The organism is Sphingobium sp. MK2, assembly GCF_040170545.1.
In the GTDB taxonomy this organism is placed as follows: Bacteria; Pseudomonadota; Alphaproteobacteria; order Sphingomonadales; family Sphingomonadaceae; genus Sphingobium.
This window is the reverse complement of record NZ_JAZDXA010000019.1, coordinates 49,071-66,918: the sequence shown is the minus strand read 5'-3', so window position 1 is coordinate 66,918 and position 17,848 is coordinate 49,071. Positions and strand designations below refer to the sequence as shown.

Here is a 17,848-nt window from a genome sequence, read left to right as displayed (position 1 = left end):
CCCCCAATCTATAGGTGAGCGGACAAGCGCAGAGGATAGCATGAAGCCATTTCTGTTTGATGTGACCGAGGCCGAATTCGCGGACAACCCCTATCCGACCTATCGCCGACTCCGTGACGAAGCGCCAATGTACCGGCACGAAGAAACTGGCCTATGGTTCATGACACGTTATGCCGATGTAGAGCTGGCGATGAATGATTATCGCACCTTTTCATCGGCAAAAGGCAATTCGACCATGGAATCCCCGCTGCGCGTCGGTAAGACGCTGGGATCGATGGACCCGCCGCGTCACGATGAACTGCGGCGCGTGGTGCAGCGTGCATTTGGTCCCGCCCGTATCGAAGCGGCTGGCCAGATGGTCAGGGAACTTACCGCCCAAAAGATCGCTGAACTTGGATCATCCGGCGAATGTGATCTGATTGCGGATATCGGTCGTCCGGTCCTGTTTCATGCGCTTGGCGTATTGCTCGGACTGGGTCAGGAAGGTTCACGCCACGCCGGCGATCTTACCGAAGGTTTGTTTCATCAAAAACAGGGGTTGCTCGGCCCGGTTCTAGACCCCGAAGGATTTCAGGCAATCTTCCGCTATCTTGGCGAGCAGGTGACCCGGCGTAGCGAGACGGGTGGCGACGATCTGATTTCAATCCTGCTGGAGATGCAGCAGAATGGCGCGCCGCTCAGCGAGCAGGAACTGGTTGCCAACATGTCTACCGTATTGATGGCGGGCAATGCGTCGATCGGCCATTTTTTCTCCAACCTCATGCACGCACTATGGCTGCACCCCGATCAGCGTCGCTGCGTAATGGACAATCCGTCTCTTATACCATCAGCGATTGAGGAAGCAGTACGCTGGGATACCTCGACGCAGTGCTTCGCACGCCAAACCACGACCGCGATCGAACTGCACGGTAACATCATTCCAGCGAATTCCCGCATCGTCCTATTCTATGCGGCTGCCAATCACGATGAGCGGGCGATCGAGCGGGCGGATCAGTTCGATATTGACCGCAAGCGCGTGCGTCATTTCGGATTTGGGTTGGGTCCGCATGTTTGCGCAGGGGCGACGATTGCCCGCGTCATGCTCAAGATCATGCTTGAACAATTGCTGCCTGTGCTGGGCGAATATGAACTCGATACATCGAAAGCGACCCGCGTAGAACACATCATGGTGCGCGGTTTCACCAGCTTACCGATGCGATGGTAGCTGCTGCGCGTGACAGGACAGATGGCATCGCACAAGTAAAAGCTGCGGGGTAAAGGGAGGGAATGGTGCTCGCAGTCTCGCTCCAGCGGGAATGTTTCGGCCTTCGGGCGTGGTCGAGGCAGCCTTTGCATGGGCATCAAAATCGCCTGCGATTGCGACCAAGCGCGATGGGATTGAAATGCAAAGCGACGCCGTCCTCTCAGGCTGAGCGTCGATTGGGATGAGCGAAAGGAAGCATGATGGCATGGCGTGATCTCAACGTGACGGGGAGCTTCGATACGGTCGCACGGCGGCAGACCCTGTTTGATGTGCTTGCAAGATCAGCGGCGCGATCAGCGGACAAGCTGGCGATTGCCTGCGGCGATACTGAGTGGAGCTATCGGCAGCTTGTTGACATCGTTGAGGAGATTGCTGCGGGTTTGACGATACAGGGCATCGGTCCCGGCGATCGCGTCGCTGTGCTGTCGCGCAACAGCCACTGGTTCATGGCCGTTCGTTTTGCTGTGTTGCGGGCTGGCGGCATTTTCGTGCCGATCAACTTCATGTTGGTTGAGGATGAAGTGGCCTATATTCTGGAATACGCTGGCGTAAAAACATTGTTCGTTGACGAAAGCTGTTCGATTGCTGGCCTGGCTGCGGCGAAGCGGAGCGGCGTGACGCATCTCTACGGATTGCCTGACCCCTTTGATCGTGCCGACATCTCTGGAGTGCAATCGCTGTCCAGCCTGCGCGGCACTGATGGCGTGCCCGTCGCTCTGGACCAGCTTGATGGGCGTCAGATCGCACAGATCATCTATACCAGTGGCACTGAATCCCGGCCCAAGGGGGCGATGCTTTCACATGACGCAATTATCTGGCAGTTCCAGACTTGCATTGTCGATTGCGACTGGCGGGCGGATGTAAAGGCGCTCCACGCGCTTCCGTTGTTTCACTGTGCGCAACTCGATGCTTTTCTTGGCCCGTCGCTGAATGTGGGCGGTTCGAACTGGATCGTTTCAGCGCCGGATCCAGCCGTCATTCTGCCGACCATTGAGCAGCATCGGCTTACCTCTTTCTTTGCCCCGCCCACAGTTTGGATTGCTTTGCTGCGATCCCCGTTGTTCGATCAGTATGATCTGTCGAGCCTGACACATGGCTATTACGGTGCCTCTATCATGCCCGTGGAGATCATTCGGGAGATCAGCGATCGTCTGCCTGGCATCCGTTTGTGGAACTGCTACGGCCAGACGGAGATCGCGCCGGTCGCGGTCGTGCTTCAGCCCGAAGACCAGGTGCGCAAGGCGGGAGCTGCGGGCCGTCCCGGTTTGCATGTCGAAACCCGGCTGGTCGATGATGATATGCGCGATGTGAAGCCAGGCGAAGTAGGCGAGATCGTTCACCGCTCGCCACAACTGCTGACCGGCTATTGGAATGATCCCGAACGCACCGCAGAAGCCTTTGCCGGTGGCTGGTTCCATAGCGGCGATCTGGGCGTGATAGACGACGAGGGCTATATCACCGTCGTTGATCGCAAGAAGGATATGATCAAATCCGGCGGCGAAAATGTCGCTTCGCGGGAAGTCGAAGAGGTGATCTACAGCCATCCCTCCGTATCAGAAGTGGCAGTGATCGGCCTGCCGCATCCCGAATGGATCGAGATGGTCTCCGCCTTCATTGTTCCCCGTGCGGGTGAGACAATCGATGACGCAGCCCTGATCGCTTGGTGCCGGGAACGGTTAGCCGGTTTCAAATCCCCCAAAAAGATTTTTGTCGTGCCCGCTTTGCCCAAAAATGCGAGCGGCAAAATCATGAAGCGTGAATTGCGCGCGAAGATGGGATCGTTGTGAGGAGTTGGTGCGCCTGGATTACCCTCGAACCAAGGCGTCGCGATGTTCGACCAGCCATTCGCGAACAGTTTTCGGTTTACGGCCCAAGATGCGCTCAGCAAAATCGTTGAGCGCCCAAACAACTTCATTATCCTGCTCGTACATGAAAAATTCCCATAAATAGGCCGCTGCAGGCCCCATCTGCGGGTAGCCGGCAAGAAATCCCTCGCGCGAAGCATCATGAGTGATTGGTATACCCAACACTTCGCTCATCAATGCGGCGACGTCAGAAAAGCGCATCAGGTCGTGGCCGTTGTTGATCGTATGAAACTGACCGATATGACGCTGATTGTCCGACAGCATGATGCGTGCCGCGATTTCGCCGACTTCGCGCGTGTCGATCCAGGGGATAAGCCGTTCGGGCCAAACCAGCGTTTGCCGTTCGCGGAGATGCCGAGCCATGTCCGACCGAATGAAGTTGTTCATGAAAGTCGCGCCACAATTCAGGTAGGTAACCGGCAGTTCGCTCTCGTCGAGCATCTGCTTCACCAAGGCATGCTGCACCGGCAGGGCGAGGCTGCCAGGACCGTTGAGGGAGGTAGGAATGCGGCGCGCATTGGCTTCGGGCTGTAGTCCGACCTGGCGCAGGATATGGGTGGCAGCGCCTTCGGCCTTGATGGCCGCAATGAGATTCGTCATCGCCTTGCGCTCATCGGTCCCACCGGGACAGATCACGAAAATGCCTTCCATCCCTGCGACTGCCCGGTCTAGCGACGTACGATCTGTATAGTCGGCTACCACAATATCGGCGGCCGGAAAACGAGTGCGCAACTGTTCAGCTTTTTCCACACTGTGGCTCACCAAGCGTAAGGCTATGGTGGGTGCGTCGCGGGTCATGATTTGAGCCATCGGCCCGCCGATATGACCTGAAGCACCAAAGATAAGAACCTGCTTGGGCACGGGTTTGCGATTATAGGCTGGCATCAATCCCTCCGTTGATTCAGGCGCGTTGGTTCGTGCCGTATAAACCTATGTAAATATATGATTATTGTGGATTTGTGCGAGCGCACAATCGCTTCCGGTTGCGTCTTGCTACTGATCGGATTGAATAATCTAATATATCAAAATTTGTCAACTGCAGAGCATTGTCTCTGTTGTTCGAATTGAGAACGTCACAGGACAGATTGCGCGTTCCACCCATAGGCGGCGTTTTCTGCTGAGAATGTCAATCTGGCGGCGGCCATCCTGGAACGCCCATCTGATTGATACAATCTGAGCAGAGCTTAGTCGCTTTTTCGCCCATGCGTTAAGCTGTCAAAGTTCAGACTGCTTCAATGCTGACCGGCTTTTTGGCATGAGTGCCGCGCAGCATTTCGGATCTAATCTGCGCTTGCATCCGTCGCCGGACCAGGAGTGCGCCATTATCAACCCGTGCGCTGATTTCCTTGGGCATGGTCGCCCCAGATTGCAACATGCGTTCAATTGATTCAACCGCGTCGATATCCTCCGGCCCGATGTGTTTGCCCATTTTGATATGGATATCGCCCAATTCCGGTCGATCGATGCCGAAGTCGCGTGCTGTATTGACGAAGCAGTGCTGGCGGTGCGGGTTGGCCGGCGTGTACATGTGGATATAGTTTTGGGTGCCCAGCTTCTGGCCGCTCGCGGAATCATAGATCGTACCGCCAGTGCGGGTCAGGCAGGGGCCGAAATATTCGGCGTCGAAATGCTGGTTTACCGGACCTGTTTGTTGAGGAAATTGCAGCTTGAGTATGGGGTTGAGCGGCAAATTCTTTCCAAGACGCTGCACGATCAGGCTCTTTTCTGTCTCGATGACCTCCGCCGGAATTTCTGCCACCGCGCCGCCGCCGGGGATCGATGTTGCGTGGATGAAGCTTATGTGGCTGAGGTCGAGCAGATTCTCGATCATCAGCGTGTAGCGCGCTTCCACGGTGCAGACCGGATGCTGCTCGACGGCCCAGTCTTCGCGGCCAAGGCCCACTGAATCCAGATCGGGAATGTCGTTCGGATCGGCAAGTTCGGCCGCGCCGGTCCAGATCCAGAGGAGATTGGCGCGTTCGACCAGCGGATAGGAACGGAGCGTGGAGTTTTGCGGCACGCTTGATTGGCTCGGAACCTTTAGGCACCGCCCGTCCGCGCCAAATTGAAAGCCATGATAGGCGCATTGTACGGTATCGCCAACAATCCGCCCCTTGGCGAGCGGATAGATGCGATGCGGACAAATGCCCGCGAGCGCGACGGCCTTGCCTGTTTCGGTACGATAAAAGATGATCGGCTCGCCGAGTATCTCACGCGCCAAAATGTCCCGTGTCACTTCGGATGCGTAGGCGGCGATCCACCACTGGTTATACGGGTAGGGCTGGTCGACGGCGAGAGGGTACATAGCACACTACTCCTAACATTTTCGTTTAAGAAACTTATCAGATGACAAAGATAGTTTGTCAATCGACAAGCTAAGGCTGTAGCCAGAATCTTGATCTTATCCTCGACATATTTTTTAGCAGGCAGAGGGGATTTGAAGGGGGCAGGAAGTCCTTCCTGTTAAACCTGTTCCAGATGTGGTTTTCCATTTTCGCTGAGCATATCGCCAGGAGAAAGTGGATATATTTCAATATCCTATGTTGTCCATTTCATAAAGCGTGACGACGTGATTATTTCGTCTTGCAGACTCGCAACATTCGTGTCAATTATGGTGAAACGAAATAAGGGCAGGATCGAAAGCGGCTTCCCTCATCCAGTGCGCGGTCGTGCCACTGGGCGGGACGAAGGCAAGTTGATCAAAGCCTCAATCGGCAATCTGGAAGGGGATTCGATGGGCAAGATGCTTCACTTGGGCGTGTTGATAACTCCCAATGGCGCGCATAATGGTGCCTGGCGCTTGCCCAGTTCAAAGCCTGAAAATGGCTTCAAGCTCAATCACTATGTCGATATTGCGCAGACCGCCGAACGCGGAAAGTTGGACTTCCTGTTCTTGGCGGATGGATATGGCATGCTGCCGCAGAAGAGCGAGGCTACGGCCGGGCGCTCGCCAATGCTGGCCTTCCTCGAACCATTTACGCTGCTCTCGTCGCTTGCTGGTGTCACCAAGCATATCGGCCTCGCCGGGAGCGGCACTACGACCTATTTTCCGCCCTATATGCTGGCCCGGTTCGTCGCTTCGCTCGATCATCTGAGCGGTGGGCGTGCAGGCTGGAATCTCATTACATCGGCCAATCACGCCGAAGCCTGGAATTTTGGTTACGAACAGCATCCCGACAAGGATGATCGGTACAAGAAGGCCAGTGAATTTGCCGATGTCGTGCTGGGGCTTTGGGATAGCTGGAAGGACGACGCCTTCAAATTTGATAAGGAAAAGGGCCAGTTCTTTGCTCCCGATGGTTTCAAATATCTCAACCATGTGGGCGAGCATTTCAAGGTCAAGGGCCCGCTGACGATGCCACGTACGCCGCAGGGGCGCCCCGTGGTCGCCCAAGCGGGGTCTTCGGAAGACGGCCGACACCTCGCCGCGCGCACAGCCGAGGTGGTGTTCACTGCGCAGCAGAATTTCGAGGGTGCCAAAGCATTTTATACCGACATGCGCGAGCGACTTGCCAAGGCGGGCCGCAAGGACGAGGAAATGGCTATTCTGCCAGGTATTGTGCCGGTTGTTGGCCGCACGATGGAAGAGGCCCAGGCCAAGGCAACCGCCCTGCGCGATTCCTATCCGGCCGAACTTGGCATTGAACTGTTGAACGGCGAGTTCGGGATCGACCTTTCGGTCTATCCGCTCGACCAGCCACTGCCCGACGATCTGCCGTCTTCCCCGCTGGCGACCAGTCGGCGTGATCTCATGATCGGCTTTGCCAAACGCGAAGGGCTGACGCTTGGCCAGCTCGCGTCGGCAACGGCCAGTCTTGGCCACTGGATGGTCGTCGGCACACCGGAGATGATCGCGGATCTGATGGAAAAATGCCTCAATGAAGGCGCTGCCGACGGTTTCATTGTGATGCCCGCTGCCATGCCGACGAGCCTGAATGATTTCGTTGAATTGGTGGTGCCTGAATTGCAACGGCGGGGCATCTTCCGCACGGAATATGAAGGCACGACGCTGCGTGACAATCTGGGATTGAAGGTGCCCGCGCGGACTATCTGATCGGGCGAGAGCAGGTATTTTCAAGGTCCAAGCGTGCGACCGGAGGATAGGCAATGGACATTATCGTCACTAGCGTGGGTGCGGCCCGCAAAAACGGACCGGAAGGGGATTTCATCAGGCAGGTGATCGCTCCGATCACCGAACGTAATCTGAGCCTTGGCACATCTGCCCAAACACGCTTCGTGCAACGCTGGAGCGAAGAAGGCGAAACCCATCCCGCCTTTGCGTCCTGCGTCCACCTGTCGCGTCTCGCCGGTGACTATATCTATCCCGCCATGAAGGGAGCCGACGAGCAGGGCTTTGATGCAGCGATCGTAGGTTGCTTCGGCGACCCGCAACTGGACCAGTGCGAGGCGGGTCTTTCCATTCCGGTTATAGGCTTTGGTAAGGCGGGCATGGCGGCTGCGGCTGAACTGGGTAAGCGCATCGGGATCGTCACACCGGCACCAATGCTGATCGAGCCCACCTTCAGGCAAGCCGCCGACTATGGCTATGGCGAGATGGTGATTGATGTCATCGCGACGCCGGAAACGGCAGCAGAGCAGGAAGAGGCCGTCGTCAACGCTGGCCCCTCTATCAAAATATTCCACGAACTGGCGCGCAAGCTGATCGCCAAAGGGGCCGATGTGATTCTGCCGGGTTGTGGCCTGCAATCGCCAGCACTGCGGCTTGCGCCGGGTGTGGAGGATGAGTGGCCCGGTGGCGTGCGGCATATCGATGGCGTGCCTGTTGTCGATCTTCTGGGCGTTGTCGGTCTCTATGCCGAACGTGCGGCGATGATCCAGCATATGCATGGACGCGGGTGCAACGGTGTCAAAGCCGTGCCCCTGTCAGCGGGATTTTGGGAAAGCTGAAAAAGACGTTGCGCATCGCATCAGCCACACCGGGCGGCGCGCGGCCTTTGCGATATATCGAACATCGAAAGCATCTTAAGGAAATAGAAAAATGATCAAGCCATGGTTATTCGAGTTTTTTCCCGCCCATGTGGTCACGGGTAATCGTGAACTGGATTTTGATCCTGAAGCTACGCAGCAGCGGTTTCAAGACTATATCCGGCTGTGGAAATTTGATGAAGAACTGGGCTTTGAGGGGATCTTCTTCAGTGAACATCATTTTGGTCCCGCTTACGCTCCGTCCCCCAACCTGCTGATTGCCTATTTAGCCTCCGTCACCTCGACGATCCGGCTGGGCGTAAATGGTACTGTATCGCCCTATTCCACGCCTTGGCGCGTGGTGGAGGAATATGCGATGCTTGACCACCTGACCAAGGGACGGCTGGAAATGGGGCTGGTATCGGGCATTCCGCCGGAATGCATCGCGGTGGGCATCACCCCGCAGGATACGGTGGAGCGCCATGCGGAGATCATGTCCGTTGTCGAAAAGTCGAGAACAGGCCGTTCGGTCACCCATCAGGGCAAGCATTGGAGCTTTGAGAAGCTGAATCTGCAGCCAAGGATGTATCAGCAAAATCCATCCATGTGGACGGCGGCCGTCAGCCTGTCCTCAGCCGAACGCGCCGGCCGCAATGGTTGGAAACTGTGCGTGGGTTTCCACGATGTTGCTGTGCTCAAGCGCATGTTGGATGGTTTCCGTATGGCTGCGAACGAAGTTGGTCGGGCTACGACGCCCGATGATCTTGCCATCCGGCGTTCGGTCTATTTCATCGAACCTGGTGTTGATCCAGTGCAAGCACGTGCCGAAACTCGCGATTACTTCCTGCGCGCGCTGTTGGATCAGGCAGACCCCAGCAAAGCACCGCCGGTATCGGACGATGAATTTATCGTTGGTACGCCCGAACAGGTTGCGGAGCAGATCATCGCTCAATGCCGTGAGGTGGGCTGCGGTAACTTCCTGTTCGGGCCGATCGGGCGTACGTTCGAAGCGATGTGGCAATGTCACGAAACATTTGGGCAAAAGGTCATTCCGATCCTGCGGAATGCAGACATCAAAATCCGAGAATGAATCTGATACATCAGATTGACGAAAGCATATCAAAAAGGCAAAATGACTTCCGCCGCTAAGGGGGCGTGAATGGCCCACCGAAGCGGTCCGTTGAGGATGTCTCAAAATAGATACCCAACGAGAAACAATAAACTGGGAGGAGGAAATATGAGTATCATATCCAGGGCATTATGGGTTGGCGTTTCCGCGACTGCTTTGTCGGCGACGCCTGCTCTTGCGCAAAATGCTGAGGCTGAGTCTGTCCAGACGGGCATTCAGGACATCATTGTTACCGCACAGAAGCGCGAGGAAAGTGCGCAGAAGGCGGCCTTGGCCATTTCAGTGGTGTCATCGGAATCCCTGGTGCAGGCTGGCGTCACCAGCGTCACAGATCTCGGCAAGGTCGTGCCTGCGGTCAAGGTTTCCCAAGCCGCATCGCCTTATGTGCCGATCAACATTCGCGGTATCGCTAATTTCGCGCTCAACGCCTATTCTGATCCAGCGGCAGTCGTCAGCTATGATGGCGTGGCGCTTTCGCGACCATCGGGCTTGTTCGGCAATCTCTATGATCTTGCCCGTGTCGAGGTTCTCAAAGGACCACAAGGCACATTGTACGGGCGCAATGCAACGGCCGGCGCGCTCAACATTCTGCCAGCCCCTCCGAAGCTGGGTGAATTCAGCGGCAATGGCATGTTTGAATATGGCAATTTCGATCTGATTCACGCGACCGGCGCAATCAACCTTCCGCTTGGAACCAAGGCCGCGTTGCGCATCGCCGGCGATTTCATTGACCGCGATGGCTATTATGCTGACGGCACGAGTGATCAGGTTTCACGCTCAGTGCGCGCTCAGCTTCGAGTCGAACCCGATGATCGGTTTGCAATCACTTTGGGCGCTGACTTTTCGCATCAAGGCGGCCGAGGGCCTGGCATGAGTCTGCTCGAAGGCACCTATGTCGCTGGCACCTATCCCGGACCGGCCGCTATTCTTAATCCGCGTGTGGGTCAGTATGTCGGAGATCCATGGGATGGTCTCAACAGCGCTGCAAGCTGTCCGACGCACGCCGCCTATTATGGCAATGTCACCGCGATATGCAAAAACGACTCCTATCAGGACAGCGACTTTTGGGGCGTCAATGCGACGATAGATTGGGATGTCGGCTTTGGTACGCTTACTGTTTTGCCAGCGTATCGCCGGTCGAGCCTGAATTACCACGTCAACAGCTACCCCAATCTTGAAGAACATCAGACGCATGAACAGACGTCGCTTGAAGTGCGCCTCTCTTCTCAACCATCTTCGCCGGTCAAATGGGTGTTGGGCGCATTTGCGTTCGATGAGGACACGGACTCGAATTTCCTGATCCGATTGAACCCGCTGTTTCCGCCGACCACCCAGTTGGTGGATGCCAGTACCAAAAGCTATGCTGCATTTGGTCAGGTGACCGTTCCGCTCACCGATGGTTTCCGTGCGACTGGTGGTGTACGTTACACGAGCGACAAGAAGACGTTCGATGGCCTGCAACCGCCTAACCCACGGCAAGCCGGACTAAAGCGCAGCGACTCGGCGGTGACGTGGAAAGTCGGCTTGGAATATGATGTCAGCGCGAACTCGCTCCTCTATGCTGGCGTCGATCGGGGATATCATTCCGGCGGCTTCTTCTTCACCGCTGGGCCGCGTGCGACCTATGAACCGGAACAAATCACCAGCTATACCATCGGTTCGAAGAACATGCTGTTCAACCGCCGTCTGCAATTGAACCTTGAAGCCTTCTGGTATGACTATAAGGACCAGCAGGTGTCGCACTTCGCGGTCATTCTCGATGGCGGCGGCTTGCCATCTCCTGGCTTCGTGACCGACAATGCCGGTAACGCCGAGATCAAGGGTGTCGAGGCGGACATTCGCTGGCTTGCCACCGATACGACGAACCTGTTCCTGAATGCGCAGTATCTCGACGCCAAGTACACCAAGTTCCAATATTCGACGGGTTTTGCGCCCCAGACTACTGGTTGCCCGCCGCTTGGTCAGGTGGGCGGCGAATTCATATACAACTGCAATGGCTATCCGATGATAAATGCGCCGAAATGGTCGTTGACCGGCGGCATAGAGCAGACCTTCGAATTGGCGAACGGTTCGTCCTTCGTCGCGAATGTTGGCGGACAGTTCCAGTCCTCGGTCTGGCTCGCACCGTTCGATTATCTGCCGTTTCATAGTCAGGGCAGCAAATTTATCGGAGATGCCTCGCTGACATACAATACACCTGGCCGAAACTGGAGTATTACCGGCTGGGTACGCAACTTTACCGATGCAGTTGTGTCCGACTTCAAGGCCGGCACTGGAAGCGCACAGCGGATGGGCCCTCCCGGACCGGCGCTATCGCCTGGTTCTGTGCCGGTCTCAGTGTTGCGTCCGCCCCGGACTTATGGTGTGCGCGTCAATGTGAATTTCTGATGTGCTCGTGGGCCTCGGTTCGTTGGGATCGAGGCCCTACTATTCCTGTGGCCGCTGATAACTCGACAGGTCACCTTGTGATGAGATTGGGCAAATTGGATGGCGACCTTACAAATATTGGGTGAGCTGCCGCATATAGGTGGTTGCGCAATGACATGTTTCCACAATCCGACCGTGTGAATCCGGAGTTTATCGAATGACGTCCAAGATCATGAAGGCTGCTGTTATCAACGCAAAGGGCGCGCCCGATGTGCTGGTGTATAGCGATGTTCCAAAGCCACAGGTTAAACCAGGCCAGATTTTGGTAAGGAACGAAGCCGCAGGCATTAACTTCGCCGAAGTCGAACGCCGTCGCGGCGGCTTCTATCCGGTTCCAACACCCACTCCCTATATTCTAGGCGGCGAATATGCTGGCGTCATCGAAGAAGTTGGCCCTGGTGTTGAAGGGCTTGCTGTGGGCGACGAGGTTTTCGGCGTCACCGATCCATTTTCGTCGGGTTGCTATGCCCAATATGCCGCCGTGTTGGCGGCCAGCGCAATCAAATTGCCTCAGGGCGTTTCCAAGGCGCAGTCAACCGCCCTGCTTATTCAGGGCATGACGGCCTATTGGCTCCTCAAGGAGGGCGTGAAGCTGGAACCGGGCAAGGCCGTTCTGGTCATGGCCGCCGCCGGCGGCGTAGGCTCGTTGGCGGTGCAGATCGCCAGGTTGATGGGCGCAGGTACGGTGATCGGCTGCGCCGGATCGGCCGAAAAGCGGCAGGCCGTTCTGAATCTGGGCGCGGACCATGCCATCGATTATTCGGGAAGCGATTGGGACCAGCAGGTGCGTGATCTCACCGGCGGGCGCGGGGTTGACGGCGCGCTCGTCATGACGGGCGGCGACTCCCTCATGACGGCCCTTGGCTGCGTCGCGCCGTTCGGCATCGCGCGCATCTATGGCACCGCCAATGGCGAGCCGCCGCGGCTCGATTTCGGCGAACTGTTCGCCAAAGAGCGGATGATGACCAATCAGGTTCTGGGCTTCTTCAACGTCGGCAATCATGTTTTCCCGATGGGTGCCCTGCCGCCGCAGGAAGCAGCGCGCAACTATCGGGAGTCTATTGGGCAGATGGCCGAATGGGTACGCGACGGCAAGTTGAAGGTCGAAACCACGGCCTTCCCCCTGTCGCAAGCGGCCGCAGCGCATCGCGCGATTGAAACACGCAACAGCACCGGCAAGGTCGTGCTCGCACCTTGGGTGGATTGAGGCGGAGGGAAAGCCGTATGTCCAGACGGGGCGAGAGGACGCTGGGAATGACGGTGGCGCCCGCCGGATGGCATCCGGTGGCGCGGTGGATCTCGACTCACTCGCTGCGGATTTACCGATGCCATATCTGTCTTTGGATGATGCCGCTACCGCGTCCTGCGCGTTGCGCACTTCCAATTGGTTTCTGGCGGGCGTGTGCGATGGCATCAACGTCACGCCGCTGCTTACACCCGGCGGAGTCACAGAATTTGTGGACTTCATCGTCTCCGAATTGCAGCGTCGCAAGCTATTTCATGAAGATTATGCAAGCACGTCATTGCGACAGTATCTGGGGATAGGAGATGCCTGACCGGAGACGACCTACCGAAAAAACATCATATAGACCAATAGCTTGCATTGGGCATAAAAGCCGAAACTAGAGCGAAGGACAATTATCATGTCTAACTTATCCAGCGAAATCAGAAACGCTATTCAAAGCCGGATCGATGCTGGCGAAATTGCCGGCGGGATCGCGCTGGTTGCCAGGCATGGCGAGATCGAGGCGCTGGAAGCATTGGGTACCGATGACGGCGATCGGAACTTCACACTGGAGACAGACACAATCTTTCACGTCATGTCGATGAGCAAGCCAGTTGCGACTGCATCGGCCTCTATACTCGTGGCGGAGGGCAAACTTTCGCTCGACAGTCCGGTGTCCGAATATATCCCGCAATTCGCCAAGCCACGGCAGGTTCGTGTATTGAAGCCGGGGCATTCGCTTCCTTCCTTCCCGCCGCGTCCAGGTGAGGCGCCTGGACCAATGCCTGAATTTGACCTGGTCCCGGCAGAACGTGCGATAACCGTGCGCGACCTGATGACGATGACGTCCGGCCTACAGACACTAGGCGTTCCAGATCCAAACTATCCTCCGATCACGCCTGACGATACGCTGGAAAGCTGGGTGCCAAAGCTGGCCGATCTGCCGCTGGATTTTCAGCCCGGTACACGCTGGCACTATAGCAATACGACGGGCTACGATATCATCGGCCGACTGGTCGAGATCGTATCGGGCAAATCCTTTGGTGATTATGTGCGTGAGCGCTTTACCGATCCGTTGGGCATGAGTGATACGCAGTTTGGGCGCGATCCGGCCAAGGTCGAACGCTCGCTACCGCTGGGCATGTTCGCTGGATTGCCCATTACGGTTGGCCATTATCACTCCGGTTCCGGCGGATTATTCTCGACGGCAAGCGACTATGCCAAATTCGCGCAATTGCTGCTCGACAAGGGCAGGCACGGTTCGGAGCAGTTGATCCCTGCCGCAGCGGTTGAGATGATGAGCCGCAATCAGATTGGGAATGTCATCTTTGGCGGCCTAAACCCGATGCAGTATGCGGGTCTTGGCGACCATAGCGCGCCGGGATTGCGTTTTGGCTTTGGCGTCGGGATCGTTGTCGATCAGGAGGCATCGGGTCTGGCTTTGCCGAACGGCAGCTATGGCTGGGACGGCATCGGCACACGTCGGTTCTGGGTCATTCCCGAACGCGATACCGTGCTGGTGATGCTGATGCCGGGTATCGCAGTGGGCGACAATACGCATCGTGCGATCGAAGCTGTGGTTTGCAAAAGCTAAGCATCGTTCCTGAAAATACCCACGCCGCGCTTGCTTGATTGTAGGCGCGGCGTGATTGAGGGGAAAACTACACTTCAATCAAGGCAGTGATCTGTAGAATGCGATGGCCATCTCTTCGGCCAAACAGTTCAATATCGGCGGAACCAGTCTGTCGTGAAAATCGATCGACATATGAGCCTCGAAGGCCGCATCGTCCCGGAATGTTGCGATAACTTGAAACAGGTCGGAGTCTGATTCAGACTGAAATAATTCATAGACGAGCGCATCCGGCTCATGTTTGAATACCAATTGCTTGAGTTCGGATTGTAGGGCAATCATTTCGCTCCGCTTCTCCGGCTTTGTCCGCAATTGCGCTATAAAGCTTTTCCCCGTCATCAATATTCTCCTGTCATTGTGGAGAGATCATATAAAATCTCCCTTTCATAGGCCCCATCCATGCAACTGACGATCTTTTCGATCAGCGGCTTATTGTGATCATAGGCCATGTGCGCTTCATCGGCCGCTTCGTCGATAAAGCTCTCGAACACCGCGAACATCCCCGGCTCGGCCAACCGGAAGAACTGATAATGCAGCGTCCCCGGCTCATTTCTGGACAGCCCTTCCATTTCTCTGGCCAAAGATATGAACTCGGCCTCGCGGCTTTCCTGGATTCGAAATCGGGACAAGAAACTAAAAGGCATCGCGCCGATCCTCTCGCTTTTAACGGTTTTGGAGCTCTTCTGCCGGTCATATAAGGGGTGCGTCAAAACCTCTGCCCCACCTTAGGCTCAGTCTTAATAAAAACAAACATGAATGATTTGCAACTGGCAACTGGCTGTTGCTCACTGGACGCTCCGAGGGACGCCAGAGGCTGCAATATAAAAAACATTCATGACTGATTGCAAATCGCTGCATTCGTGATAATCCTCATGCCGAACCCGCAGCAATGGCGGGGCAACAAGGAGAGAGAGGCATGTTGAACAGGCAGCTTTACCGCTCGTCATGTTTGTTCGCGTTGATCGTCGCAACAGGCAGTGCGCTGGCAAGTGCGCAGACGTCCACCAACACAGATATCGTGCCTCAGGCGGATAACGCCGATACCAGTGCGCCCAATGTCGGCCTGGCCGACATTATCGTGACGGCCACCCGCCGCTCGACGGACCTTCAATCGACGCCCATATCCGTTTCAGCGGTAGACAGTTCGTTGATAGCGCAAGTTTCACCCCGCGATCTGGGTGAAATCGCTGCTTTTGTCCCCAATTTCTCGGCGGCGACGATTGCCAATTTCAATGCTGCCAGCTTCGCGATGCGCGGCGTGGGGCAAACGTCGATCATTGTCTATTTCGAGCCCCCGGTCGCGGTACTGGTCGATGATTTCGTCGTTCCTTCCGTTCAGACCCAATTGCTCGACACTTTTGATGTGGCCCAGGTGGAAGTTCTGCGCGGCCCGCAGGGTACGCTGTTCGGCAAGAATACGACGGGCGGCGTGGTCACGGTCCGCACGAAGCGGCCGGAACTCGACTATATCGGCGTTGAAGGCCGGGTCGAATATGGCGATTTCGGGCAGCGCAAGCTTCAGGCATCGGCCAACGTTCCCATCGGGTCGATTGCGGCATTGCGGCTGGTCGGCGGATATGAAAAATCCGATGGCTATTACACCAATGGTGCCTGCTACGGGCCGGTGACTGGCTTTGTACCCAACAAATTTCAGGGTCGCAGCGGTTGCCTGGGCGGCGAAACGCTGGGCGGCAAAGATGTGTGGCAGGCGCGTGCCAAACTGCTTATCGAGCCGTCTTCGAATTTCAGCGCCTTGTTCCAATATGAGTGGATTCGCGACACATCCGATGTCGTGCCTTCGGTGAACGAGAATTATCTCTATACCGGCGACAATCCATTCCTCACCGATCTTCTGGGTCTTACCGAACCCAACGCCCAGAACCGCGACCCATTGGACCGTGCGGCCTATACCGGGCGCAATGACGGCTTGCTGTTCATGGGTCAGGGCCAACGCATCTCCGTCGATGGCCTATATGCCAATATCGAATATGATACGGGGCTAGGCACGATCACATCGGTTTCAGGATACCGAAACCAGCGCTCGCGCATTCCCAACTCTTATGCCGGCGCTACTGCGGTGGCGGCTGATGGCCAATATCTGTCCTTCTTCGATGCGACGCGCGATGATAATCGCAAGACATGGCAGCAGGAACTGCGCTTCGCGTCGGATTTCGCTGGGCCGTTCAATTTTGTTGCTGGCGGTTTCTACCAGAGGGACAAGGTTGATTTCTGCGTTGGCCAGATATTGGGCTTTCTGGATCTGACATCGGGACCACTTCCCTTTGGCAACTGGAACGATACCCCTTATGTTCTGTGCAACGCGCAGCGGTCAAAATCCCGCGCGCTTTTTCTCGAAGGCACGTTCAAGGCCACAGACCGTTTAACGATCACGGCAGGGGGGCGATATACCTGGGATGACAAGACCTGGCTGGGCCGCCAGCAGACTTTCATTCCCGCGCTGGGCGGCGGGTTCGACCCGACAATCACCATCAGCCAGGCGCTCGACGCCAGTGTTTACAATTATCCAGCGGGCGTGGTCACCGTGTCAGACAAGTGGCGGGAGCCGACCTATCGGGTCAGCGCCAGCTATCAGGCAACGGACGATCTCTTCGTCTTTGGTGGCTATTCGCGCGGCTATAAGGGCGGCGGCTTTAATGACCAGATTGGTGGCTTTGCTGCGTTTGGCAGCGATCTGAACGCATTTCAGGAGGCTGCGCGCGCCACTGACCCGGAAAAGGCCGACAGCTTCGAAGTCGGCCTGAAGTCCCAGTTTTTGGACAATCGCGTACGGTTCAATCTGACGGGCTTCTATGTCAAATATAAGGATCTTCAAAAGCAATTGAATGTGCCGATTGAGGTGAACGGCCAGCCCAATCAGGTCACATTGTTCGTCAATGCCGCCAGTGCGACCGTCAAGGGCATTGAGGCGGAACTGTCGGCCACGCCAGTGGAGGGACTAACCCTTCGTGGCGTACTTGGCTATCAGGATGGCAAATATAATAATTACACGGCGGCCAATGCGGGCTATGATCTCGCTTCCGCGCCGCTTGATCGTGCGCCTAAATGGCAATGGACGCTGGACGGTGTCTATTCTGTTCCGATTGGCGATTATAAGCTGACGTTGAATGCCAATGCCGCTTATACCGGCCGGAACCTCAACACCCAGGCGATTGATGATCCGCTCGGCAATACGTTCCTCAACGCCCGGACGCTGGTGAACGGGTCGATCACCCTCTCGCAGATTGACAACAAATATTATCTGCGTCTGGTCGGCAAGAACCTGACGGACAAGCGCTACCGGGTCGGCATTCAGAATGTGGCTGGCCTGTGGCTCAACTCCCAATATGGCCCGCCGCGTTATTTTGGCCTGGAAGCAGGCGTGGCACTCGGCAGCAAACGATAA

The 17,848-nt window shown here is 56.3% G+C and carries 14 protein-coding genes; 10 read left to right on the top strand and 4 right to left on the bottom strand.

Annotated elements, in window-relative coordinates:
- The first annotated feature begins 40 nt into the window (after positions 1 to 40).
- Positions 41 to 1,204, top strand: coding sequence for a cytochrome P450 (locus V2I08_RS10950; RefSeq protein ID WP_349635130.1), 1,164 nt, complete (start codon positions 41 to 43; stop codon positions 1,202 to 1,204).
- A 236-nt stretch (positions 1,205 to 1,440) separates the two neighbouring features.
- A complete protein-coding gene (locus tag V2I08_RS10945; RefSeq protein WP_349635129.1) occupies positions 1,441 to 3,030 on the top strand; it encodes a fatty acyl-CoA synthetase in 1,590 nt (529 codons plus the stop codon).
- An 18-nt stretch (positions 3,031 to 3,048) separates the two neighbouring features.
- Here V2I08_RS10945 and V2I08_RS10940 read toward each other — a convergent pair whose 3' ends face one another.
- On the bottom strand, positions 3,049 to 3,993 hold the full coding sequence (locus V2I08_RS10940; RefSeq protein ID WP_349635128.1) for an NmrA family NAD(P)-binding protein: 945 nt from the start codon (positions 3,991 to 3,993) through the stop codon (positions 3,049 to 3,051).
- A 337-nt stretch (positions 3,994 to 4,330) separates the two neighbouring features.
- Entirely contained in the window at positions 4,331 to 5,413 is a 1,083-nt protein-coding gene (locus V2I08_RS10935) for an aromatic ring-hydroxylating dioxygenase subunit alpha (protein WP_349635127.1), read from the bottom strand.
- Between the two features lie 306 nt (positions 5,414 to 5,719).
- Between V2I08_RS10935 and V2I08_RS10930 the strand changes: the two genes are divergently transcribed.
- The 7 genes from V2I08_RS10930 to V2I08_RS10900 all read left to right on the top strand — a co-directional run bounded on the left by V2I08_RS10930 (position 5,720) and on the right by V2I08_RS10900 (position 14,409).
- Positions 5,720 to 7,162 (top strand): LLM class flavin-dependent oxidoreductase, encoded by a 1,443-nt coding sequence (locus V2I08_RS10930; RefSeq protein ID WP_349635126.1) that lies wholly within the window; start codon positions 5,720 to 5,722, stop codon positions 7,160 to 7,162.
- Positions 7,163 to 7,215: 53 nt separating this feature from the next.
- On the top strand, positions 7,216 to 8,016 hold the full coding sequence (locus V2I08_RS10925) for an aspartate/glutamate racemase family protein (RefSeq protein WP_349635125.1): 801 nt from the start codon (positions 7,216 to 7,218) through the stop codon (positions 8,014 to 8,016).
- Between the two features lie 91 nt (positions 8,017 to 8,107).
- Positions 8,108 to 9,124 (top strand): LLM class flavin-dependent oxidoreductase, encoded by a 1,017-nt coding sequence (locus V2I08_RS10920; RefSeq protein WP_349635124.1) that lies wholly within the window; start codon positions 8,108 to 8,110, stop codon positions 9,122 to 9,124.
- 195 nt (positions 9,125 to 9,319) lie between these two features.
- Complete coding sequence (locus V2I08_RS10915) at positions 9,320 to 11,551, top strand: TonB-dependent receptor domain-containing protein (RefSeq protein WP_349635123.1); 2,232 nt, start codon at positions 9,320 to 9,322, stop codon at positions 11,549 to 11,551.
- A gap of 196 nt (positions 11,552 to 11,747) precedes the next feature.
- A complete protein-coding gene (locus V2I08_RS10910) occupies positions 11,748 to 12,797 on the top strand; it encodes a zinc-binding dehydrogenase (RefSeq protein ID WP_349635122.1) in 1,050 nt (349 codons plus the stop codon).
- A gap of 67 nt (positions 12,798 to 12,864) precedes the next feature.
- The gene (locus V2I08_RS10905; RefSeq protein WP_349635121.1) at positions 12,865 to 13,146 is read left to right on the top strand and encodes a hypothetical protein; all 282 of its coding nucleotides are present in this window, start codon (positions 12,865 to 12,867) and stop codon (positions 13,144 to 13,146) included.
- A gap of 87 nt (positions 13,147 to 13,233) precedes the next feature.
- Complete coding sequence (locus tag V2I08_RS10900) at positions 13,234 to 14,409, top strand: serine hydrolase domain-containing protein (RefSeq protein ID WP_349635120.1); 1,176 nt, start codon at positions 13,234 to 13,236, stop codon at positions 14,407 to 14,409.
- A gap of 78 nt (positions 14,410 to 14,487) precedes the next feature.
- Here V2I08_RS10900 and V2I08_RS10895 read toward each other — a convergent pair whose 3' ends face one another.
- Together V2I08_RS10895 and V2I08_RS10890 are read right to left on the bottom strand one after the other, a co-directional pair.
- The gene (locus V2I08_RS10895) at positions 14,488 to 14,784 is read right to left on the bottom strand and encodes an antibiotic biosynthesis monooxygenase (RefSeq protein WP_349635119.1); all 297 of its coding nucleotides are present in this window, start codon (positions 14,782 to 14,784) and stop codon (positions 14,488 to 14,490) included.
- Positions 14,784 to 15,089, bottom strand: coding sequence for an antibiotic biosynthesis monooxygenase (locus V2I08_RS10890; RefSeq protein ID WP_349635118.1), 306 nt, complete (start codon positions 15,087 to 15,089; stop codon positions 14,784 to 14,786). The genes V2I08_RS10895 and V2I08_RS10890 overlap by 1 nt, the downstream gene beginning before the upstream one ends.
- A gap of 272 nt (positions 15,090 to 15,361) precedes the next feature.
- On the opposite strand from V2I08_RS10890, the gene V2I08_RS10885 reads away from it, so the two are divergent.
- On the top strand, positions 15,362 to 17,848 hold the full coding sequence (locus V2I08_RS10885; RefSeq protein WP_349635117.1) for a TonB-dependent receptor domain-containing protein: 2,487 nt from the start codon (positions 15,362 to 15,364) through the stop codon (positions 17,846 to 17,848).

Excerpts from the sequence above, each read along its gene's own strand:
- V2I08_RS10950 (WP_349635130.1), top strand. The coding sequence starts at position 41 with ATGAAGCCATTTCTGTTTGATGTGACCGAGGCCGAATTCGCGGACAAC.
- V2I08_RS10945 (WP_349635129.1), top strand. The coding sequence starts at position 1,441 with ATGATGGCATGGCGTGATCTCAACGTGACGGGGAGCTTCGATACGGTC.
- V2I08_RS10940 (WP_349635128.1), bottom strand. The coding sequence starts at position 3,993 with ATGCCAGCCTATAATCGCAAACCCGTGCCCAAGCAGGTTCTTATCTTT.
- V2I08_RS10935 (WP_349635127.1), bottom strand. The coding sequence starts at position 5,413 with ATGTACCCTCTCGCCGTCGACCAGCCCTACCCGTATAACCAGTGGTGG.
- V2I08_RS10930 (WP_349635126.1), top strand. The coding sequence starts at position 5,720 with ATGGTGAAACGAAATAAGGGCAGGATCGAAAGCGGCTTCCCTCATCCA.
- V2I08_RS10925 (WP_349635125.1), top strand. The coding sequence starts at position 7,216 with ATGGACATTATCGTCACTAGCGTGGGTGCGGCCCGCAAAAACGGACCG.
- V2I08_RS10920 (WP_349635124.1), top strand. The coding sequence starts at position 8,108 with ATGATCAAGCCATGGTTATTCGAGTTTTTTCCCGCCCATGTGGTCACG.
- V2I08_RS10910 (WP_349635122.1), top strand. The coding sequence starts at position 11,748 with ATGACGTCCAAGATCATGAAGGCTGCTGTTATCAACGCAAAGGGCGCG.
- V2I08_RS10905 (WP_349635121.1), top strand. The coding sequence starts at position 12,865 with ATGGCATCCGGTGGCGCGGTGGATCTCGACTCACTCGCTGCGGATTTA.
- V2I08_RS10900 (WP_349635120.1), top strand. The coding sequence starts at position 13,234 with ATGTCTAACTTATCCAGCGAAATCAGAAACGCTATTCAAAGCCGGATC.
- V2I08_RS10895 (WP_349635119.1), bottom strand. The coding sequence starts at position 14,784 with ATGACGGGGAAAAGCTTTATAGCGCAATTGCGGACAAAGCCGGAGAAG.
- V2I08_RS10890 (WP_349635118.1), bottom strand. The coding sequence starts at position 15,089 with ATGCCTTTTAGTTTCTTGTCCCGATTTCGAATCCAGGAAAGCCGCGAG.
- V2I08_RS10885 (WP_349635117.1), top strand. The coding sequence starts at position 15,362 with ATGTTGAACAGGCAGCTTTACCGCTCGTCATGTTTGTTCGCGTTGATC.